Here is a 19,536-nt window from a genome sequence, read left to right on the forward strand (position 1 = left end):
GCCGACGTCGAACGATTCGGATCCGCGGATATACCCCGCATGCGGCTGGGGGCGCTTTCGTCTGCCCGGCCAGTGGTCCAGGTCACCTTGAGCGGTCGCTCAAACTCGCCTAGGGTCCCGTTTGAGCGACCGCTCAAACGGCAGACGCAGGGGGAGGGGCGGGCGTGAGCCTGTACGTCGAGACCGTCATCAGGACGGAGATGGACGAGCTCTGGGCGCGCACTCAGGAGCCGGCCCAACACCAGCGCTGGGACCTGCGCTTCACCACCATCGACCACCTCCCGCGCGCCGACGGCGAACCGCAGCGCTTCCGGTACGCGACCCGCGTACTGCCCTTCCTCTCCGTCGCGGGCACCGGGATCTCCGCCGGCGAACGCCACCGGCTCGACGGGAGCCGGGTGTCGGCCCTGCGCTTCGCCTCGGCCCATCCGCTCTCGCTGCTCGCCGAGGGCAGCGGGTACTGGCGCTATGTGCCCGGCCCCGACGGGATCCGCTTCCTGACCGGCTACGACTACCGCCCGCGCTGGGGCCGCTTCGGCGCCCTCGCCGACCGGCTGCTGTTCCGGCCGCTCATGGGTTGGGGCACCGCCTGGTCCTTCGACCGGCTGCGGCTGTGGTGCGAACGCGGAACCCCGCCCGGACTCGTCCTCGCCCGAGCCCTCGGGGAGACCGCCCTGCGGGCGCTGCTCTGCGCGGTCGCCCTGGCCTGCGCGCCGCTCGGCGCCGCCCTTCTCGTCCTCGCTGCCGCGCTGCTCCTGCCCCCGCTGCCCGGCACCCCGGCCGCCCGCCGCTGCCTGCGCAGGCCGCCGGGCCGCCCGGCCGCCCCCGCCCCCCGCCTGCTGACCTCCCTGGAGCCGTCATGACCTCGATCTTCCGTGCGCACATGGGCGCCGACTTCGACCGCCTGCACCCGCAGATCCAGCGCCGCTTCTCGGTCGGGCTGGAGAGCGGCGAAGGGTCCATAGGGCGCGGCATGATGGACCGGATCTGGCACGGGCGCCGCTTCGTGAAGCCGTTCCTGCGGATCGGAGGGACGCGCAACATCCTGGTTCCGCGGGAGGGGCGCGACGTCCCGTTCGTCATCGAGAACATGCCGTACCTCGACTCCTTCGGACGCGAGACCGTCACCTTCGTACGGACCTTCCGGCTGCCCGGCGGACCCCACCGCTTCGACGCCACGATGGTGCACAGCCCCGAACGGGACTGCATCCTCGATTACCTGGGCACCCACCAGCACCTGGCCAGCGACCTCCACATGAGCGCGGAGCCCGACGGCTCGCTGCTCATCCGCTCCGGCGAGCACCGCTTCCGCGAGGGTCCCGTCGACGTCCGCGTCCCCGGACTCATCGGCGGCGACGCCGAGGTGCGCGAATCCTTCGACGAGGCCACCGGCCGGTTCCGGATCCGGGTGCGCGTGGTCAACCGGCACTTCGGCCCGCTCTTCGGTTACGAGGGGTCCTTCACGGCCGAGTACGTGGACGTCGCCGCGCACGGGGTCCGCCGCGACCTGCGGCCCGTGCGCGAGGAGGTCCGCGCGTGAGCGCCGCCACCAAGGAGAAGCTGCTCGAAGGGACCCTGCGCACCCTGGTCGAGCAGGGCATCGCCAAGACCTCGGCCCGCACCATCGCCGCCACCGCCGGGGTGGGGCAGGGTCTGATCTTCTACCACTTCGGCTCCGTCGACGCACTGCTCGGGGCGGCATGCCGGTTCGGGGCCGAGCAGCGGGTGGCCCGCTACCGCCCCCGGCTCGCGGAGCTGGACAGCCTCCCCGGGCTGCTGGAGTTCGCCCGCGAGATGCACGCCGAGGAACGGGCCGGCGGACACGTCGCCGTGCTCGGGCAGTTGCTGGCGGCCGGACAGAGCTCGCCCGCCCTCGCGGCCGCCACCGCGGCCGGGCTCGGCCTGTGGATCGAGGAGCTGGAGACGGTGCTCACCCGGCTGCTCGCCGCCACTCCGCTGGCCGGGTTCATCGACCCGGCGGGGCTCGCACGGGCCACCGCCGCCTCCTTCGTCGGCATCGAGCTCTACGAAGGGGTCGACCCGCAGGGTGCCGGGCGTGCGCTCGACGCCCTGGAACAGCTCGCCGGACTCGCCCAGCTCCTGGAGGGACTCGGGCCGCTCAGCCAGCGCGCGGTACGGCACGGCCTGCGCCGCGGCACCCGCACCTAGACGAGTAGGTCCGAAGTCTTGTCGTCCGGTCCGGAACCCTCGGCCGCCCTGCCAACAGCTTCGGCGCCGCAACCGGCAGCAACGGCGCTATCAGCGAACACAGTTCGTCCGAGACGTCCTATGGCCGAGAGTTCCTCATTGCCACGAACGGGCCAACGAGCAACCGAGCCGACAGTCACATGATCAACGGCCTCTGTGAGGACCTCTAAGGCGCAGGCCCAGCAGCAGAAGGCGGCACGAAACGTCGAGAAGCTGACCAGCCCCGACGGGTAGACCACCACGCGCAGGCCCGAGACGGTGTACCGCGTGAGGCCAGGTCGGCGCTGCTGATCAGCCCACCACGCCAGCAAGGCGCTGGGCAGATGCCAGCTGGGGCGAAATGGATCGCCCCACTCGTCTACCCAGCGCCAGGAGTCCGCGATCGGGCGCTGGGCTGCCAGCTGGAGAAGTCAACAGCCAAAGTCACCGCCACGAGTGAACGGACGTTAGCCCGATGACGAGACTGGCCGCACGGCCCATCCTCCCAGGAGAGGAAGCTGCGATCTTTGCCCAGGCGGACGAGCTCAACGCCCACATCGCTCGGCTCCTCGAGCACTACGGGTAGGCTTGTAGGTATGGGTTGACTGGGAGAACATACTCGGTGCGAGCGGTAACGGCCTCGCCGATGCCTACGACAGGGCGGTCTCCGCGGTCGTCTATAGCGATGACCCGGTGGAGGACCGACGGCCACTGCCAGTCGGCGAAGAGCACGACGACACAGACGGGTTGCGCTGAACTGAGCGCACGCACGAAACGCCCCGGCAAGCCGGGCGTTTCGCCGTCTCAGAGATCGTGTCAGGTCAGGGGTCGGTCAAGAGGCGGTCGAGCTCAACTCTGCGCCTCTTGGAAAGTTCCGGCCAGCTGACGACGAGTTCCACAGTTAGTGGCTCCGCTCCACAGGTCGACCCGTAATTGATCCGGCGCCGTCTGGCCGTTGGGCATTCAATGCCGACGCGGGCCTGCAGCGGCTCGTCGAGGACATCAAGGTCCCGCAGGCAGGTCAGCACGGTGTCGCCGGGGCCGCGGCAGAGCTCCGTGGTCACGCCCAGACGGAAGTCCCGGATCTCGTCCGCGCGGAGACCGGCCGGACGGACGAGAGGTGTGCTGGGAACGCGTGCAACCTCCTCGGCGTCGGCCCGCCTCGTAAGGCAATCGGAACCCGGCGCCGATCAGTTTCCGGTCGGCCGGATTGAACCTCAGCTCGTCGGGAGCGTCCCACAGCAACGCTGGAAGAGACGCCGAGGAACGCGACGCACCGGCCGACGAGATCGATGGCGACCCACAAGACGCCCGACGTCAATAAGTGGCTGCTGGCCACCCGCGGTTGCACCGCACTTCACGCCCACCAGGGCGTCGTGGCTGAACCTGGTGGAGCGATGGTTCGCCGAACTCACACAGAAGAAGCTCAAGCGCGGCGTCCACCGCTCCGTCCAGGCCCTCGAACGCGAATCCGAGCCTGGCGCGCCGACTGGAACGACCACCCCAGGCCCTTCCTGGAGAAAGACCGCCGATGAGATCCTCGACAAGGTCGCCGCCCACTGCAGACGAATCACTGACTCAGATCACTAGCCGTCGCCGCCTTCTCCCACCGAGCAGATCACGGCGATGAGGACCAGGACGGTGGCGGCGAGCCGTACGACCTCGGCGCCGGTCCACCCCTGGTGCAGGGCGGCCACGACGACGCCGGTGAAGGCGTACGGCCACGACCGGCGCGGTGGGCGGGTGAGCTGCGACATGGGAGCCTCCGGGTTCGGTGATCGGCTGAACTCACAGGCTGGTCCGTGATGGGATTGTCCACCTCAGCCCGGGGACGCTGCCGCAGGTGGCGGATCGGACATCGGTGACAACGCCCCGGTTGTCTGCGAGACAAGGCGGGGAGGCGGGCCGATGGCGCGTCCGTTGGGGGAGTTGCAGGGCGCCACGGCGGAGGCGAACGAACTAGCCCGCTGGCTCAGGAAGATCACGAACGGGGTGGGCGTCCGGCAGCTGGAGAGCGACTTTCCGTACAGCAAGTCGCTGTGGACGCAGTTCCGCAACGGCAGCCGCCTCATACCCCCGAAGCTCTTGGAGCAGGTGGCGGCCCGGTACCTGCACGAGCCCGCCCTGCGTGAGCGCCAGCTCGCCGAGGGGCGTCGCCTCCTGGAGGAGGCGCTGCGCAGCGTCGCGCCGGCCCGGGCGCCGGAGGGCGGCCCGGCGCCCACCGCGGCGACCGGGCGGAGGCGCGGTGATCCGGTCGCGCAGGGGCTGCTGCGGCTCGATGATGCGCGGCTGCGCCAGATCGAGGCGATGCGCCGGCTCCACGAGTCCGAGCGCCGGTGCGACCGGTTGCAGGACCTGGTGTCCGAACTCGAACGGCGCTGCCGCGTGCTCGAACACGAGCGGGACCGGGCGCGTGACGACGTACGGGCCGAGCTCCAGCGCCACGTCCGGATGTCCGCGGAGTACCGCCGGCAGGCCGACCTCAAACTCAAGCGCGCCCGGCGCGCGAGGGAGGAGGCGTACGAGCTGAGGCTGGCCGCCGAGGCGCAGGTGACCCGCGCTCAGTTGGAGGTCCTGCAGCGGACCGGAGCGGAGGCGGACGGGGCCGCTCCTCCCGCTCCCGCCGCGCCCCACGTCGTGGCAGCGGATGCCGCGGGGGCCCTGTCCCTCCTGGAGGACGTCGCGCCCGAGCTGCACGCCATCGACGAGGAACTGGACGAGAACGACCAGGGGATGGACGCGCTCCGCGTCCAGCTGCGGCTCCCCGCCGTGGAGCGTTCCGCGGGCGACTCCCGGATCGTGCCGGGCGTGGTGGAGCGGGAGGAGAGAGGGGAGCGGGGGGAGAGAGGGGAGCGGGGGGAGCGGGAGGAGACCCGGACTCCCGGGATCGTCCGCGTCCCGAGGCGAGACAACGCGGACGGCCAAGACAACCAGGAATTTGTCCGAACCGCTGCACGGCGCTCGGAAGGCCGGCACCGCCGACGCAGGACCACCGCCGCGTGCCTCGCACTCGTGACGACGCTGTGGCTCTCGCTCGGCTGGGATCCGCCGCCCGCGGGGACGGCACGCGATCCGCTGCGGGCGGCGAACGGCGGCCGGCTGAGGATCGGTGTGGCGATCGACGCCCCCGGGCTGAGCGAGCGCGACGGCGGCGGCCGGCTCCACGGCTTCGAAGTGGACATGGCCGAGGCGCTCGCCCGGCGGCTCGGCTTCGACAGCGACGAGGTCGTCCTGACGGCCCTGGACGCGGACGAACGGGCCGCGGCCGTCCAGGACGGGCGGGTCGACCTCGTCATCGCCCGCGTCGAGGTGAGCGCCGCGCGCAGGGACGAGGTCAGGCTCGTCGGACCGTACCTGCGGACCTACCACGGGGTCCTGGTCAGGAAGGGCGACACGTCCGTCGCGCGCTTCGAGAACCTGGCCGGCCGACGCGTGTGCACGCGCATGTACTCCACGTCCCAGGAGGCCCTGATCAAGGACAACGGGGCCGTGGTAGTGGCCCGGCCCGACACACGCGGTTGCGTGGCCGCCCTCCGGACCCGGAAGGTCGATGCGGTCGTCGACGACCAAGTCGCCCTCTTCGGCTACACGGAGGCGTACGACGACCTCGAGGTGCCGCCCGCCGCGACCGACGGACAACAGGCCGGCTTCTACGCGATCGCTCTGCCGAGGCAGACCCCGGACGCGTCGTGCACGGCTGTGTTCCGCGCGCTCCAGGGCTACGTACGGGGCCCGTGGAAAACGGACTTCCAGACCCGGCTGGAGAGCGTGGTGAAGGCGTTCCCCACGACGTGGAACGCCTTCACCCCATCTGAAGGCGACATGAACGAGCGCTCCTCCTGCGGCTCCTGACCCGTCTGCCCGCGAGGCCTCCGGCGCCCGGCTCCCGAGGGTCGTGCACGGGCCGGGGCGACGGCGAGGTCACCCAGGTGGGCGGCACCATCTCCGAAGGTTCAGCCAGGACGCGCGGGTCGGTGTGAATTGCACGTGGAGCCGCCGGTGGCCCGGACCCGGACGACTCATACCCGACCAACGACGAATCTCTGACTCGGGTCACTGGCCCCGGCTGGTTCCCAGGCATGTTCCAGGCATCCGCTGCTGGACCAGTGTCCCTCGCTGACCTCATTCCGGACTGCCTGGCGGGATTCGGTCACCAAAGGCCGTTTCTATGGTCCTGGCCCGCCGATGGGGCGATGTTGTAGGCCGTGCACGTCGCACTTGGTGACGCGACGTCGAAGGCAGGGGGATTCGATGGACACTCGGGATGTCATACGTCTAGTAGGGCGTCGGGCCGCACTGCGGTACGGGCTCGCCGGATTCTTGGCCGCCACTATGGCTGCCTGTTCGCGTGGCGGCGACTCCACCAGCTTCAAGTTCCAGACCTTGGACGCGTTCCTCCAAGGGAGTTGGGACTTAGAGGCCGAGACCGGAGACAGGGCCAAAATCACGGTGTCGCAAGGCGGGAACTGGGTGGTGACAGGAGGCGAGGGGGACCAGCAGTGGTCCACGGAAGGAACGTGGTCCCTCGCGGCCGGCGATCTCTCGACGGTCATCACGCGGCGGAATTCGAGGGCCAGCAAGCCGCAGAAGCCACACGTCGTCCACGACGTGCCCAAGGATGTGGAGAAGGTGCTGGCAGGCACGTACACCATCTCGGGGGACTGACAGACGGCCAGGAGGAGGGCTACCGGAGAATGCAGGTCAGCTACAGCAAGGACAAGGTGGTGCTGACATTTCCCGACCACGCCGAGTCCGGGCAGACTCGGGTGGTTACCTGCACCCGTGTCCCCGAGGCGCCCTGACGCCCCATCGCCAGCCGGGGCAACGACCGCGACGGTCCACCCCCTCCGCACAACCTGCTGACACATCCGGTGGGGAGTACCGCTGACGCTCGCCTGGCAGACGGGGGCCTGGTCAGAGCAGGGCCCTACAACCACCACTGCTGCCACACCGCACTCGGGGGTAACCCACCCATCCGCCGCGTAAACAACGGTCTGGGTCAATACAGCTAGGCCGTGGCCAGTTCGTCCAGCAGTCTGCGGAGCTTGTTCGGGTCGGCCCCGAGGAGTTCGCCCTTCTTCTCTCCGTTCAAGTAGGTCTGGAAGGTGGGCATGGCCCTGATGCCGGCCTCCTCGGACACGTCCGGAACTTGGTCGACGTCGATGACCGCGAACCTGATGGTGCGGTACTCCCACTCTGTCGAGAAGCCGGGCCCTGACCCCGGATTTTGGACACCGGAGACACTTGGATCTTGATGGTCCAGGAGAACGGAGTCCCCCGTGGGGATGAAGCACTATCCCGCCGAGTTCAAGGCGGACGCGGTCGCGTTGTACCGGTCGAGGCCAGGAGCGACGATCAAGTCCGTCGCCACCGATCTCGGAGTGAACACCGAGACGCTGCGGAACTGGATCAGGGCTGCCGACGAGCGCCGCGCCGGCGCCCACTCCGCGCCGCTGGCCGCTGCGCAAGCCAGCGGTGACGACGTTCAGGCAGAGCTGGCCGCCGCCCGGAAGAGGATCCGTGAGCTGGAGGAAGAGCGCGACATCCTCCGCAAGGCGGCCCGGTATTTCGCAGGGGAGACGCGCTGGTGAACCGCTGCCAGTTCGTTGACGATCATCAGCGCCGATTCGGCGTCACGCGGCTGTGCTCGTCGCTGGGGATCTCTCGCTCGAGCTTCTACTATTGGCGCCGCACCGCGGCCGCGCGGACTGCCCGCCAGGCCGCCGAGGCCGAGCTCGCTGCCCGGATACGCAGGGTCCACCAGGACTCCGACGGCACCTACGGAGCCCCCAGGATCACCGCCGAACTCCGCGACGAGGGCGAACGAATCAACCACAAACGCGTCGCGAGAATCATGCGGACCATCGGACTGGAGGGAGTCCGTCTGCGCCGCCGGCACCGGACCACCACCCCGGACCCGGCCGCGGCAAAGGCGCCGGATCTGATCGGCCGTGACTTCACCGCGGCCGCGGTGAACACGAAGTACGTCGGCGACATCACATACCTCCCGGTCAGCGGCGCGAAGCCGCTCTATCTCGCGACCGTCATCGACCTCGCCTCACGCAGGCTGGCCGGGTGGGCGATCGCCGACCACATGCGCACCGAGCTCGTCGTCGATGCCCTGGCGGCAGCCGAGCGGACCCGAGGGAGCCTGGCCGGAGCGGTGATGCACACCGATCACGGCTCGCAATATACGAGTAGGACTTTCGTTGAAATCTGCAGGTCAGCAGGGGTCCGGCAGAGCATGGGAGCAATCGGGTCCAGCGCGGACAACGCCGCCGCAGAAAGCTTCAACGCCGCCTTCAAGAGAGAGACACTCAAGGGCCGCAAAGGCTGGTCGAGCGAGCGTGAGGCCAGGCTCGACGCCTTCCGCTGGCTGACCCGATACAACACCCGCCGTCGGCACTCCCGCCTCGGTCAGCGGTCCCCGATCGCCTACGAGAACGACATCCAACCAGCAGCAACTACCCTGGCCCAAGCCGCATAGACGTGTTCAAAATCCGGGGTCAAGGCCCGCCCTCGAATCTGGGCTTGATGAGTTTGCAGGGGCCGCACCAGACCGCCGTGAAATCAACGATGACTTTCGGGTTGGTCTGGAGCAGCCTGTTGAACTGCTCTGCGCTGGTCACGTTGATGACTGCTCGCCCGTACGTAGCAGCGGTGGGAGCCTTGGCCTCCTGCGTCGCCCCGAGCGTCGCGCCTTGAGCCGCGGGGCGGGGAGCGGCTGACGATGCACTGGCGTGCGGGGCGGCAGTGAGCGTTACACCGAGAAAGACGGCGGCGGCCCGGCACAGCCGACGCCAGCCTGGGGCTGCCGGGGGAAGGATGGTGGATGCGGGCGTCTGGGGATCTGACTTCATGTGGTCAACGGGTACCGGTCTCCGTCGCGGAACGTGAGAAAGACCGCCGTTGAGTCACGCGGAAGGGGATCAACACTCGTCCCAATAGCGCAGGCGGACGGGCTCAGGCACCTCGTGTGTTGCCTCACGGAGCCTTTCGTGCTCCGTAGGCGGCACCAGCAGTCACGGGGCCGGCGTGGCGGGGCCAGCCGGGGTCCTGCGTGGCGGCATCCCGCTGCTGGCGGTCCACGGGCCGCGGTGCACGACCTGTGCATCGAAGTTGTCCGTCTGGGCCACCTATCGTGCCCCGTTACAGCACTGGCCGGTTACCACACGTGCCGGCTCGCACGCGTAATCGAACATGCGAAGTAGTAGGAGTGACGTCGTCCGCCTGCCGAAGAGCTTGCCATGACGACCCCCGTACCGGCACCGGCCAGACCCCAGCCCGCCACCTGGGCGCTTCCCAGGCCGGAGCCTGCGCCCGGTGGCTTGTTGACCGCACTCACGGTGCTCACGCCGCGTCGCCGTGATTCGGGCCGTTGATGAGCTGGGATGCCAGGTCGTTTGCGACCGCGGAGGATTGGAGTTCTCAAGCGCCGCTTTACGGAAGTTCCGTTCGCAATAGAGGCGGGCCACGGCCATGGAGACATCAGCGTGGCCCGCCATGCCGTCTGCTGGCCGCGGCCGTTTCAGGCTTGGTTTCCAGGCTGGAGTCTCAGCTGTTGGCCAGGGTGCGGTCCAGAAGGGGGAGCAGGCGATCCCAGTGGCGCTTCAGCCCGGAGGCGCTGTAAGCGTCGGTGTCGGACATGGTGAAGCCGTGGAGGGTGCCGGGGTAGATCTCGGAGGTGTAGCCGACACCTGCTGCATCCAGGGCCTGGTTGAGCTCGCCGAGGGCCTCAGGTGTCATGTCGCCTTCGGCGTGGCCGAGATGGATCTGGGCGGTGAGCTTGGAGAAGAGGTCGGGCCCGTCGGCGCCCACGGGGCCGTGGAACGCGGCGACGGCCGCCACCTGGTCGGGATGGGCCGCAGCGGTGCGCATCGCGTAGAGGCCCCCTATGCAGTAGCCGGTCACCGCGACGGGTCCGGCGCCGACCTCGGGCTGAGTGGTGAGGAACCTGAGGTAGGCGTCGGCGTCGCTCAGGACACGTTCGGCGGTGTGCGCCTCGATCAGGGGCATCAGCTGGGCGAAGACCGCGGACCGGGCCTCCCCTCCGATGTACTCGGGAAGCTCGACCAGCGGTGCCGGGCCATGCCGGTAGAAGGAGTTGGGGACGAGCACGTAGTAGCCGTGCCCGGCCAGTTCGCGGGCCATCTCCCGCAGCACGGGCCGGATGCCGAAGCCGTCCGCGTACATCAGCACCCCTGGGTGCCGTTCACCGTGGTCGGGGAAGGTGGCGAAGGCGTCGGCCTGACCGTCCGCGGTGGGAATCCGCAGCGTCTTGGTGGGCATGAGTACTCCTGTCGTGGTTGACGTGCAGAGCCTGTGATCAACACGACGGAGGCGGAGCACGCGCGGCAACGCAAGAGCCTCGATCGAACAGCGGGCCCAAACCGGCCCGTACGGCGCTCAGAAGAGCACCGGGTCACCAATCCGTGTGTGGCGCAAGGCCGTCCCGGTATTCATAGCCGCACAGCGTAGCCCACCGATAGGACATCGAGAATCCCGTTCGACGGACACCACTCAGGATCGGAAAGACAACGGCTTCTTAGGTGGGTCTGACTTGTCGGGCCGGTCTGGGCGAGGTGCCGTCTGTGACCAGACCGCTGGCCGCCGCTGATTACCTGGGTCGTCCAGTGCGGTCGTCGTACTCCTCGCGGGCGGCGATGACTTCTCCGATGTGCAGCACGGACCACTCCGTGAGCGCCTTCAGCGGTTCCCGTAGCGTCTGGCCGAGCGCGGTCAGCTCATACTCCACGTGCGGCGGCACCTCTGGGTAGACGGTCCGGCTGACCAGCCCGTCGCGTTCGAGGGTGCGCAGCGTCTGGGTGAGCATCTTCTCGCTCACGCCCGCCAGCGCCTGCCGGAGGTGACCGAACCGGGAGGTCCCGTTCCGGCCGAGTTCGCCGAGCACGAGGACCGCCCACTTGCTGCCGATCTGGTCGAGCAGGTCCCGCGACGGGCAGCCGCGATCGTACGGATCGAATGACGGCATGGGCCCGGTCACATTCTCGACAGCAGCCATACGGCTCACCTCATTGCTTTCGCTGCGGTAAGTACCGTACCAAGAAGTGGCTACTCCCCAACAGAGAGTGTCCAGGTCATTCTGTGTTCCATCCCGCGGCGGACGGACCGCGGCAGGCGTGCGAGGCACGCGCGGAAGGAAGGAATGACCATCATGCCGATCGTCGTCACCGGAGCCACCGGCCAGCTGGGCAGGCTCACCGTCGAGGCACTGCTGCGGCGCGGGATCCCGGCCGCGGACATCATCGCGACCGGCCGGGACATCGCCGGGATCAAGGATCTGGCCGACCGAGGCATCACGGTACGCCGCGCCGACTTCGCGGACACCGACGGGCTGGCCGAGGCATTCGCGGGGGCGGAAAGGCTGCTGCTGGTCTCGGCCTCGGTCCCCGTGGGCGAGCGGGTCGCCAACCACCGCCGCGTGATCGACGCCGCGGCATCCGCAGGCGTGTCGCTAGTGGCGTACACGAGCACGACGCACGCGGACACGGCCACCACCGTCATCGGTGCCACGCACGGCGAGACCGAGGCGTACCTGCGGGACCGCGGAATCCCCAGCGTGATGCTGCGCAACGGCTGGTACCTGGAGAACTACACCAGCCAACTGCCGCAGATCCTGCAGAACGGCGCGGTCGTCGGCGCCGCAGGCGGGGGGCGGATCAGCGCCGCGTCCCGCGCCGACTACGCCGAGGCCGCAGCGGTCGTCCTCACCACTGAAGGCCACACCGGCGCCGTGTACGAGCTCGGCGGCGACGAATCCTTCACCCTGACTGAGCTCGCCGCCGCGATCTCCGCTGCGGCCGGAAAGCAGGTTACCTACGCCGACCTCCCGGTGGCCGACTTTGTGCAGGTACTGGCCTCCGCGGGCCTACCCGCCGAGCTGGCAGAGGTCCTCGCTGACGCTGACCGCGGTATGAACCGCGGCGAGATGTACACCGACTCCGGCGACTTGCGCCGCCTGATCGGCCGCCGGCCCGTGACCCTGGCCGAGGCACTCGCGGCCGCCCTGCACGACTGAGGTTGAACTTGTGATGTGGCCGGGTTGCTCAGGTGGGTCTGACGTCAGGCCGGTCTCGGCGAGGCAGCCGTCTATGGGTTCACTGCGGTACTGGATGTGCCGTAGGCCGAGCCGGATGCGCTGGACGAGGTGTTCAGGGGTACAGAATGCGACGTTGGAGAGCCAGCCGCGTCGCAGGAGGGACCAGATCCCCTCGACCGGGTTGAGGTCGGGTGCGTAGGGCGGCAGATGGTAGATGGTCAGCCAGTCCCGGGCCTCGGCGAACTTTTGCAGGTCGGCGGCCTTACGGACGTTGCGGTTGTGCCAGACGAGAACGATCGGGCCACCGAGCTGCTGGTGTGCTGCGATCAACAGGTCCCGGGAGTCGCGCCAGGAGAAGCTCCTGCGCCCATCGCGACGGCCGTCGCCATGGCGGGCCAGTAGATGAGCCTGGAGCGGCGACCGGCTTTGTAGCAGGTCAGCGCGGCGATGGAGATCCGTCTGCAGGAGCGGCCGCGGACCCGCACCACCGGGGCCCGGCCTCGCGCTGTGACCAGGTCTTCGCGTGCGGCGGCGTCATGGAGAATCCGGCTTCGTCCTCGAAGACGAGCCAGGCTCCGCGGGCCGCCGCGAGTCCTCCTCGCAGGGCCACACCTCCTTGACCCACCCGGCCACCACCCCGTCGTCCCGCTCCATGGCCCGTCGGGCCGGGACCTGCCAGGACCAGCCGTTACGCGCCAGGGACCTCATGTGGCTGGACTACGAGAGCGACTGGAACGCCTGGCTGACCGGAGTGGGGCGGCCGCCTGGCCCACGGGCCGTCGGCCGGGCCCGCCTGCCGGGCCGACGGCCGTGGACCTGACGACCGCTCAACCGTAAGACTCCTCCTGCCTTGCGCACGGGAAAAGCATGAAGTGGACGCGGGCCGCGCCCCCTACGATCACCCGCATGCGACTTCGACGACTGTTGCACGTGTTCATGATCCTCGCTGTGGCACTGGCAGGGTGGGCCGGCGGCACCAGCGGGATCGCGTCGGCGCTGGAGGAAGGGCCGCGGCCGACGGATCGTCAACTGCTCTTCTTCAACCACGCCTACGGCGTGCTCGACCGGGAGACCGCCGACGCCATCGAGCACTCCGCCTACCTGCGCTACTTCGCGGACTTCCAGGTCCGCACCACGACCGGCTCGGGCGGCGAGACCTGGACCGGCCGCTACCTGAGGGGACGCGAGACCTACCTCGAACTGTTCGGCGTCGGTGACGTCCCAGGCCAGGACGGCACCCTGGGCGCCGGCGGAATGGGGATCTCCGCAGAACGGGCCGGCGACCTCGCCACGGTCACTGCCCGCCTCCACGACCAGGGCGTGCCGAACCCGATCACCTTCCGCCAGACCCGGGACTTCGGCGACGGGACCCCGGTGCCCTGGTTCGACGCCGTCTTCACCACCGGCCAGTACGACGGCTTCGGCGCTTGGGGCATGGAATACCTCCCGGAGTACTTCGCCGACCCACGCAGCGACACCGAACCGGCCTCGTACCCCGGCGACGTCGGCCGCGAACGGTACCTGCCCGACGGCTACCGCGACCACCTGATGCGCGACGTGACCTCGATCCGCCTCGCGGTCACCGCCCGCGACCTGGCCGCCACCCTGCCCCTGCTCCGGGCGGGCGGCTTCATGGTGCGCGAACTCCCCAACGGCAGCGCCTTGGCGCAGGGCGGGGGGACCACTATCCACCTGGTCCCCGTGGCACGCGAGCAGGCCGGGCTGCGCGAGGTCGAGATGTCCCTCAACCACCCGGTGGCGCACCGCCACGAGGAGCGCATCGGCCACTCCACCCTTGTGGTCGGCCCCGGCGCCCGCGCCGTGTGGACCTTCGGGGCCGCGAGGTAGCGGGGCCCCTCCCGCGTCGCCCGGATCCCCGTGCCCTCATGGGCCGACCGGTGCACCGCCCAGGGCCGGACGGCCCTGGGCGGTCCTCGTTTCCGGCGGGCGGCTGGAGAGAACGGACCCGCGGCCGCCGGGTCGGGCGGCCGCCGTCACGCGAGCGACGGGGAAGGCCGATGACCATGCCCAGGCCCTGCAGGCGGACCGTCGGCGCGCCCGCGCACTGGCCGCCGGATGCACGGCGGGCGACGACTGGGACTCAGGGGGCCCGGTGTTGGCCCGGGCATGATGGGCCGCGACGGCTGCTCGTGGGGGCCGGGCATGAGGGGCGGACCCTACTGGCAGCGCGGCGACGGGACCCCGGTGACGTTGGACCAGGCCCCGTGTCGCCAGTCTCTGAAAAATGACCCTCAGCCAGTTCTTGGGTTCTAAGACCCTGTCCTGTGTGGTGAGGCGGTCGTTGAGCCGGTCATGGGGCGGGGTACGTGGAGTCGGATTGTTCCGGACGGTCTGTGGGAGATCGCGGAGCCGCTGATCCCACCCTCTCGGGTGCGGCCGCAGGGCGGCGGTACGCAGGACACGCCTGATGAGACGTTGTTCGCCGCCATCATCTACGTGCTGGTGAGTGGGTGCGCCTGGCGGTCACTGCCACCGTGCTTTGGGATATCGAAGTCGACCGCGCATCGCCGGTTCCTGATCTGGTCGCGGGCCGGGGTCTGGGGCCGGCTGCATGAGGAGATACTGCACCGGCTCGACGACGCCGGCCTGCTCGACCTGTCCCGTGCAGTCCTCGATTCCGCCCACGTCCGCGCCAAAAAAGGGGGGCGAACATACAGGTCCGAGCCTCGTGGACCGCGGTAGGCCGGGTTCCAAGATGCACGTCCTGTCGGACGCGAACGGACTGCCCCTGGTCGTCGGTCTCTCCTCGGCCAACGTCCACGACAGTCAGGCCCTGCAGCCGATGGTGCTCGGTCACCAAACGAGACACGACCCCCACCGCGGCCGTCACTTCACGCCCCGACGCCTGCACGCAGACAAGGCATACGACATACCTGAACTGCGAAAATGGCTACGCGGCAAGCGAATCGGCGTCCGCATCGCCCGCAAAGGCATCGAGTCCTCGCAACGACTCGGGCGCCGCAGGTGGGTGATCGAGCGGACCATGTCCTGGCTGACCGGCTACCGCCGGCTCAACCACCGCTACGAGCGCAATCCCCGCAACTACCTGGCCTTTCCCGGCCTCGCCGCCGCCCTCTGCTGCTACAAACGACTCGTCCGCCTCACCACATAGGACACGGTCTAAGACGGATTCAACCGGTCGTCGCAACACCTTGATTTCGGAGGTGTTCAAGATCGCTACGGAGGACTGGAGCCGGAAGACCGGCGATGCGCCCGAGGAGCTTTGGCGGCAGTGGAGTGCCGACCGGGCGCTGAGGCCGGCGCTGCGCTCGCCTGGCCGGCCTGATCCGTCGCGGGTGGTGCAGCGGCCGTTCTGGCGACTGATCGCCACGGGCATCACGACGGCTGAGGCATCGCTGGCGGCCGGGGTTTCGGTACCGGTCGGCTCTCGGTGGTTCCGTCACGCTGGCGGCATCCCGCCGATCTCTCTGGCCGAGCCCACCGGCCGCTACCTGTCCTTCGAGGAGCGCGAGGAGATCGCGATTCTGCGTGCCCAGGACAAGGGCGTGCGAGAGATCGCCCGCGCGGTCGGGCGCGACCCGGGGAGGATCTCGCGCGAGTTGCGTCGCAACGCCGCCACCCGCAGCGGGAAGCAGGAGTATCGGGCCACGGTCGCTCAGTGGAAGGCGCCGCAGGCCGCGAAGCGCCCGAAGGCAGCCAAGCTCGGGGGCAACGACAGGTTGCGTGAATACGTGCAGGAACGGGTCGCCGGCAGTGTCCGTCGTCCCGACGGCTCGGGTGTCACCGGGCCCAAGACGCCCGCGTGGAAGGGGCTGAACAAGCCGCACCGGCAGGACAGAAGATGGGCGACGGCATGGAGCCCGGAACAGATCTCACGGCGGCTTCGCGTCGATTTCCCCGATGATGAGTCCATGCGCATCAGCCACGAAGCGATCTGCCAGGCGCTGTTCATCGAGGGCCGCGGTGCGCTCAAACGGGAGCTGGTCGCGTTTCTGCGGACCGGCCGGGCGTTGAGTACTCCCCGCGCACGGTCGCAGAACAGGCCGCAAGGGCATGTCACCGAGGACGTCGTCCTCAGCCAACGCCCCGCCGAGGCCGCGCACCGCGCGGTCCCCGGACACTGGGAAGGCCATCTGATCATCGGGACCGGCCGCTCCGCGATCGGCACGCTCGTCGAGCGCAGCAGCCGCTCCACACTCCTGGTGCACTTGCCCCGGCTCGAAGGCTGGGGCGAGAATCCGCCGGTGAAGAACGGCACCTCGCTCGGGGGCTACGGCGCGATCGCGATGAACGCGGCGCTCACCACGTCGATGGCACAGCTGCCCGAGCAGCTGCGCAAGACCCTTACCTCGGACCGAGGCAAGGAACTCTCCGGCCATGCCCAGTTCGCCCTCGATACCGGGACGAAGGTGTTCTTCGCCGATCCGCACTCGCCCTGGCAACGACCGACGAACGAGAACACCAAAGGGCTACGGGCTGCTGCGTCAGTACTTCCCGAAAGGCATAGACCTCTCCCGGTGGTCGTCCGCGGACCTCGAAGCCGTCGCCCTGGCCATCAACAACCGGCCCCGCAAAATCCTCGGCTGGAAGACCCCGGCGGAGGTGTTCGAGGAACAGCTACGCTCGCTACAACAGCCCGGTGTTGCAACCACCAGTTGAACTCGCCCAGTTTCGGTCCCGGAAGCTCGTCCGGGCGCTCGACCGCCACCGGAGGGCAGGTTCGGTAGGGAGAGTCGGGGCAGCGGGCGACAACGCGGCCATGGAGTCCTTCTTCAGCCTGCCGCCTGCTGCAGAAGAACGTCCTCGACCGCCGGAAGTGGACCACCCGCGAGGAACTGCGTCGCCATCGTGACCTGGATCGAGCGGACCTACCACCGACGCCGTCGGCAAGCGGCACTTGGCCGGCTGACCCCCTTCGAATACGAGACCGTCTGACCACACCGGCCCTCCAAGCCGCGTGACCCAACCTGTCACCCGAGCCTGCACCAGACCCGTCGTTCTTTGCAGCGCTAGCATCAGACACATTCGAGCTTGCCGGAAATGGGATTGAATTCGGCTTTCTGTCCGGGCCAGCAGCACTTGCCCTTGTCGCAGTTCTTCCCCTGGGGGCAGGGAACGTTGTTCTCGCAGCACTCACCAGGTGGGCAGCAGGCCTGGGATGCGCACGAAAATCCTGGCGGACAACACTGTTCCTCGTATACGACCGTCGGCTCCCCACCGGGCTCACCTCCCGGCTCACCTCCTGGCGCACCTTCCTTGCGTACCCTGCACGCGACTCGCCCCTGGGGGCAGCAATCGTGTGTTGCTGTGAGGTACCGTTCCTGAGGGCAGCAACCCGTCGGCGTACATTGCTCTCCCTCGCAGCATTTGCCGCCACCGCAGAGAACACCGGGATTGCAGCACTTATCGCCTACGCATATATCCCCTGCCTTACAGCATTCTTCGCCACAGGCGACACCGCCCTGAGTGCAAATGATTCCGTCTGTGCACGTGGTCCCTGGGGCTGGCGTATAGCACACGCCGTCGCAGCATTTCTGGCCGGGTGGACAGCATTTGCTACGAACGCCCCACTTGCCATAACAGCATGTGTACCCGGCGTCACAGCACTTGCCCCCACAGCATTCCCTCCCGGGTGAACAGCAGCTGATGATTGATTGCCCTGACGGGTATTCGTAGCCGTAGCAGCAACTGCTCCCGTAGGGGCAGCAGCGGCGTTGTCCGAAGTCCGTAAAGCAGAGCTCTCCGTAACAAGGCGGGGGTAGGGTGTCGTCGCACTGCAGCTTGCAAAGCTGTTTACATTCGTAGCTGGACAACTCTTCAGGGCAGTCACGTTTGCAGTCGTCGCAGCTGTCGGCGAGCGTTACGTACTGGTTGGAACGCCGCTGGCCAAGGGCTGACCGGTATGAGGCGCTGGTACGGTACAGAGAGGCATCCGCCGTAGCGGTCGGGACTGACATGTCAACCGACCTCCTCTCGCCGTCACCGGTCGTAGTACGGAGACAGCTTCGTGACCAGGAAGGGGAACTCTTCTGTTACGTCGACTCGGACGAAGTATTTCTCTGTCACGTCGGTTGTCCGGTTGGTGTAGGAGAACACCACGTCTTGAACGCTCCTGCTGCCACTGAGCCGCGATAGCCGTGTTTCGATTGCTGTCAGGGCAAGTCCCGATGCGAAGGCATGAGCGGTATGCGCATAGATCTGCGCGTACCGCACCGCGCAATAATTGAGGGCGCGATGCCCGTCGGATGAGCCGGCGTTGTCGGCAATCTGCATCAATCGCTCAAAGAGTTCCCGAGAGGCCGACCGGAACGACTCCTCGTCGAGGTCGTCCGGTTTGGGCAGACCCGCTACGAGCGAGTCTGTGTCGAATGCGTAGACCTGATCGAACGACACCAGGGGAAGCATGAGACCGTTGCACAGGTCGGGCGGGGCGAAGGGCCCTCGTATGCCGATCACTACATGGAGATCGCTCGTCTGTGGTGACGCACCGACCGCGTCCACGAGCAGGTCATAGTCCGCAGTATCACGCGGTCGCAGGATGTAGGTGTCAATCCCCTGAACCGCCAGTACGTAACACAAATGCTTGGCGAGGTAACGGCTCTGGGGATCTGACAGAATGGCGTGCATGGCCTGCCTGTCTGTCAGGTTAGCTGTCTCGGCGCGGCCAGTCGCCTGTGCGAACTCCTTTTCTATCCCGAGGCTAGGGATGCGGGCCTCAATATGGCCCAACGCATAAACGAACGCAGGGTACGCTTCGAAAGGGCGGACTGTGCCGTCGGCTGCAGGGACGGCCGGACCGCAACCACCACAGCCACAGGGCGGCTTGTTGCGGGGCTGCACCGGTTCGGCAACCTTCGACGAAGCGAGGTACCCACCGGGGGTCTCGCCAGAGGTTTCGCTACGCCTAGCACGCTCGAGCGCTGAATCGGGCGCAACAGGGGACGATTCTGCAGAGGACAGCGTAGGTTCTTCCATGAGATCAACGTTCCTTCCTGTCAATGCTGCAACCAGCGCGGTATCAGCTTCGTGGTGCGAGCAGCGACTCAAATGCACGCCAGGCGTTCATCAGGGGCGGCACGACCGATGTGCGGCGCGACGGGTCCCCTCTCAACGCGGAGATCAGTTCCTCAGGCGCGGTCTTCGGAAGCTCGGACCAGATGAGAGCCAGGGCGCCGGTGACAATGGCTGCCGCTGCGCTGGTACCGCCGAACGGCTGGACCCTTCCGGCATGGCCTAGGCTCATTAAACCGTCCGTCACAGCGCCGATCCCCCGCTGACCGATGGACCGTCCGATGTTGGTCATCCGC

At 68.3% G+C, this 19,536-nt stretch carries 17 protein-coding genes and 3 pseudogenes; 11 read left to right on the plus strand and 9 right to left on the minus strand.

Annotated features, from left to right (window positions below; all coding sequences use genetic code 11):
- The first annotated feature begins 164 nt into the window (after nucleotides 1–164).
- From ACZ6Y1_RS25345 to ACZ6Y1_RS25355, 3 genes are read left to right on the plus strand one after another with little or no spacing between them, the layout of a single operon-like run.
- A complete protein-coding gene (locus ACZ6Y1_RS25345; RefSeq protein ID WP_469634003.1) occupies nucleotides 165–863 on the plus strand; it encodes a hypothetical protein in 699 nt (232 codons plus the stop codon).
- Nucleotides 860–1,540 carry a DUF4166 domain-containing protein gene (locus ACZ6Y1_RS25350; protein WP_469634007.1) on the plus strand — a complete coding sequence of 227 codons (681 nt, stop codon included), beginning with the start codon at nucleotides 860–862 and terminating at the stop codon, nucleotides 1,538–1,540. The genes ACZ6Y1_RS25345 and ACZ6Y1_RS25350 overlap by 4 nt, the downstream gene beginning before the upstream one ends.
- A complete protein-coding gene (locus ACZ6Y1_RS25355) occupies nucleotides 1,537–2,169 on the plus strand; it encodes a TetR/AcrR family transcriptional regulator (protein WP_469634009.1) in 633 nt (210 codons plus the stop codon). The genes ACZ6Y1_RS25350 and ACZ6Y1_RS25355 overlap by 4 nt, the downstream gene beginning before the upstream one ends.
- An 839-nt stretch (nucleotides 2,170–3,008) precedes the next feature.
- On the opposite strand, the gene ACZ6Y1_RS25360 is transcribed toward ACZ6Y1_RS25355, so the two are convergent.
- On the minus strand, nucleotides 3,009–3,251 hold the full coding sequence (locus ACZ6Y1_RS25360; protein ID WP_469634012.1) for a hypothetical protein: 243 nt from the start codon (nucleotides 3,249–3,251) through the stop codon (nucleotides 3,009–3,011).
- Between the two features lie 522 nt (nucleotides 3,252–3,773).
- The gene (locus ACZ6Y1_RS25365) at nucleotides 3,774–3,944 is read right to left on the minus strand and encodes a hypothetical protein (RefSeq protein WP_469634016.1); all 171 of its coding nucleotides are present in this window, start codon (nucleotides 3,942–3,944) and stop codon (nucleotides 3,774–3,776) included.
- 151 nt (nucleotides 3,945–4,095) lie between these two features.
- On the opposite strand from ACZ6Y1_RS25365, the gene ACZ6Y1_RS25370 reads away from it, so the two are divergent.
- Nucleotides 4,096–6,039 carry a transporter substrate-binding domain-containing protein gene (locus ACZ6Y1_RS25370; protein WP_469634019.1) on the plus strand — a complete coding sequence of 648 codons (1,944 nt, stop codon included), beginning with the start codon at nucleotides 4,096–4,098 and terminating at the stop codon, nucleotides 6,037–6,039.
- Nucleotides 6,040–6,438: 399 nt separating this feature from the next.
- Complete coding sequence (locus tag ACZ6Y1_RS25375; RefSeq protein WP_469634022.1) at nucleotides 6,439–6,852, plus strand: hypothetical protein; 414 nt, start codon at nucleotides 6,439–6,441, stop codon at nucleotides 6,850–6,852.
- A 343-nt stretch (nucleotides 6,853–7,195) separates the two neighbouring features.
- On the opposite strand, the gene ACZ6Y1_RS25380 is transcribed toward ACZ6Y1_RS25375, so the two are convergent.
- Nucleotides 7,196–7,474, minus strand: coding sequence for a thioredoxin family protein (locus ACZ6Y1_RS25380; protein ID WP_469634077.1), 279 nt, complete (start codon nucleotides 7,472–7,474; stop codon nucleotides 7,196–7,198).
- On the opposite strand from ACZ6Y1_RS25380, the gene ACZ6Y1_RS25385 reads away from it, so the two are divergent.
- A protein-coding gene (locus tag ACZ6Y1_RS25385; protein WP_469634025.1) for an IS3 family transposase occupies nucleotides 7,467–8,674 on the plus strand; the annotation gives its coding sequence in 2 pieces (ribosomal slippage) (nucleotides 7,467–7,764 and nucleotides 7,764–8,674; 1,209 coding nt in all). The genes ACZ6Y1_RS25380 and ACZ6Y1_RS25385 overlap by 8 nt on opposite strands.
- 19 nt (nucleotides 8,675–8,693) lie before the next feature.
- Here the strand turns inward: ACZ6Y1_RS25385 and ACZ6Y1_RS25390 are convergent.
- The 3 genes from ACZ6Y1_RS25390 to ACZ6Y1_RS25400 all read right to left on the minus strand — a co-directional run bounded on the left by ACZ6Y1_RS25390 (nucleotide 8,694) and on the right by ACZ6Y1_RS25400 (nucleotide 11,209).
- The gene (locus ACZ6Y1_RS25390) at nucleotides 8,694–9,047 is read right to left on the minus strand and encodes a thioredoxin domain-containing protein (protein ID WP_469634028.1); all 354 of its coding nucleotides are present in this window, start codon (nucleotides 9,045–9,047) and stop codon (nucleotides 8,694–8,696) included.
- A gap of 694 nt (nucleotides 9,048–9,741) precedes the next feature.
- Nucleotides 9,742–10,476, minus strand: coding sequence for a dienelactone hydrolase family protein (locus tag ACZ6Y1_RS25395; protein WP_469634030.1), 735 nt, complete (start codon nucleotides 10,474–10,476; stop codon nucleotides 9,742–9,744).
- 328 nt (nucleotides 10,477–10,804) lie between these two features.
- Nucleotides 10,805–11,209: a winged helix-turn-helix transcriptional regulator gene (locus tag ACZ6Y1_RS25400; RefSeq protein WP_469634033.1), complete on the minus strand. Its 405-nt coding sequence runs from the start codon at nucleotides 11,207–11,209 to the stop codon at nucleotides 10,805–10,807.
- A gap of 144 nt (nucleotides 11,210–11,353) precedes the next feature.
- Between ACZ6Y1_RS25400 and ACZ6Y1_RS25405 the strand changes: the two genes are divergently transcribed.
- Nucleotides 11,354–12,226, plus strand: coding sequence for an SDR family oxidoreductase (locus ACZ6Y1_RS25405; RefSeq protein WP_469634036.1), 873 nt, complete (start codon nucleotides 11,354–11,356; stop codon nucleotides 12,224–12,226).
- A 42-nt stretch (nucleotides 12,227–12,268) separates the two neighbouring features.
- On the opposite strand, the pseudogene ACZ6Y1_RS25410 reads toward ACZ6Y1_RS25405, so the two are convergent.
- A pseudogene (locus tag ACZ6Y1_RS25410) lies at nucleotides 12,269–12,946 on the minus strand (transposase); the annotation flags it as partial.
- A 207-nt stretch (nucleotides 12,947–13,153) separates the two neighbouring features.
- Between ACZ6Y1_RS25410 and ACZ6Y1_RS25415 the strand changes: the two are divergent.
- The 4 genes and pseudogenes from ACZ6Y1_RS25415 to ACZ6Y1_RS25430 all read left to right on the plus strand — a co-directional run.
- Entirely contained in the window at nucleotides 13,154–14,095 is a 942-nt protein-coding gene (locus ACZ6Y1_RS25415) for a DUF5829 family protein (RefSeq protein WP_469634040.1), read from the plus strand.
- Nucleotides 14,096–14,560: 465 nt separating this feature from the next.
- A protein-coding gene (locus ACZ6Y1_RS25420) for an IS5 family transposase (RefSeq protein WP_469634043.1) occupies nucleotides 14,561–15,380 on the plus strand; the annotation gives its coding sequence in 2 pieces (ribosomal slippage) (nucleotides 14,561–14,902 and nucleotides 14,904–15,380; 819 coding nt in all).
- Between the two features lie 139 nt (nucleotides 15,381–15,519).
- A pseudogene (locus ACZ6Y1_RS25425) lies at nucleotides 15,520–16,888 on the plus strand (IS30 family transposase).
- A 4-nt stretch (nucleotides 16,889–16,892) separates the two neighbouring features.
- Nucleotides 16,893–17,190: pseudogene (locus tag ACZ6Y1_RS25430) on the plus strand (integrase core domain-containing protein); the annotation flags it as partial.
- Nucleotides 17,191–18,208: 1,018 nt separating this feature from the next.
- On the opposite strand, the gene ACZ6Y1_RS25435 reads toward ACZ6Y1_RS25430, so the two are convergent.
- Both ACZ6Y1_RS25435 and ACZ6Y1_RS25440 read right to left on the minus strand, forming a co-directional pair.
- Nucleotides 18,209–19,069 carry a cyanobactin maturation protease PatG family protein gene (locus ACZ6Y1_RS25435; protein WP_469634046.1) on the minus strand — a complete coding sequence of 287 codons (861 nt, stop codon included), beginning with the start codon at nucleotides 19,067–19,069 and terminating at the stop codon, nucleotides 18,209–18,211.
- 178 nt (nucleotides 19,070–19,247) lie between these two features.
- Nucleotides 19,248–19,536, minus strand: a 289-nt coding sequence (locus ACZ6Y1_RS25440; protein WP_469634049.1) for a S8/S53 family peptidase, incomplete at its 5' end; no start/stop codon positions are given.

It is taken from the genome of Streptomyces sp. NPDC053432, from assembly GCF_055585365.1.

What these genes read in the sequence shown, in the direction of transcription:
- ACZ6Y1_RS25375 (WP_469634022.1), top strand. Translation starts at nt 6,439, where the DNA reads ATGGACACTCGGGATGTCATACGTCTAGTAGGGCGTCGGGCCGCACTG.
- ACZ6Y1_RS25365 (WP_469634016.1), bottom strand. Translation starts at nt 3,944, where the DNA reads ATGTCGCAGCTCACCCGCCCACCGCGCCGGTCGTGGCCGTACGCCTTC.
- ACZ6Y1_RS25370 (WP_469634019.1), top strand. Translation starts at nt 4,096, where the DNA reads ATGGCGCGTCCGTTGGGGGAGTTGCAGGGCGCCACGGCGGAGGCGAAC.
- ACZ6Y1_RS25400 (WP_469634033.1), bottom strand. Translation starts at nt 11,209, where the DNA reads ATGGCTGCTGTCGAGAATGTGACCGGGCCCATGCCGTCATTCGATCCG.
- ACZ6Y1_RS25415 (WP_469634040.1), top strand. Translation starts at nt 13,154, where the DNA reads ATGCGACTTCGACGACTGTTGCACGTGTTCATGATCCTCGCTGTGGCA.
- ACZ6Y1_RS25395 (WP_469634030.1), bottom strand. Translation starts at nt 10,476, where the DNA reads ATGCCCACCAAGACGCTGCGGATTCCCACCGCGGACGGTCAGGCCGAC.
- ACZ6Y1_RS25405 (WP_469634036.1), top strand. Translation starts at nt 11,354, where the DNA reads ATGACCATCATGCCGATCGTCGTCACCGGAGCCACCGGCCAGCTGGGC.
- ACZ6Y1_RS25390 (WP_469634028.1), bottom strand. Translation starts at nt 9,047, where the DNA reads ATGAAGTCAGATCCCCAGACGCCCGCATCCACCATCCTTCCCCCGGCA.
- ACZ6Y1_RS25350 (WP_469634007.1), top strand. Translation starts at nt 860, where the DNA reads ATGACCTCGATCTTCCGTGCGCACATGGGCGCCGACTTCGACCGCCTG.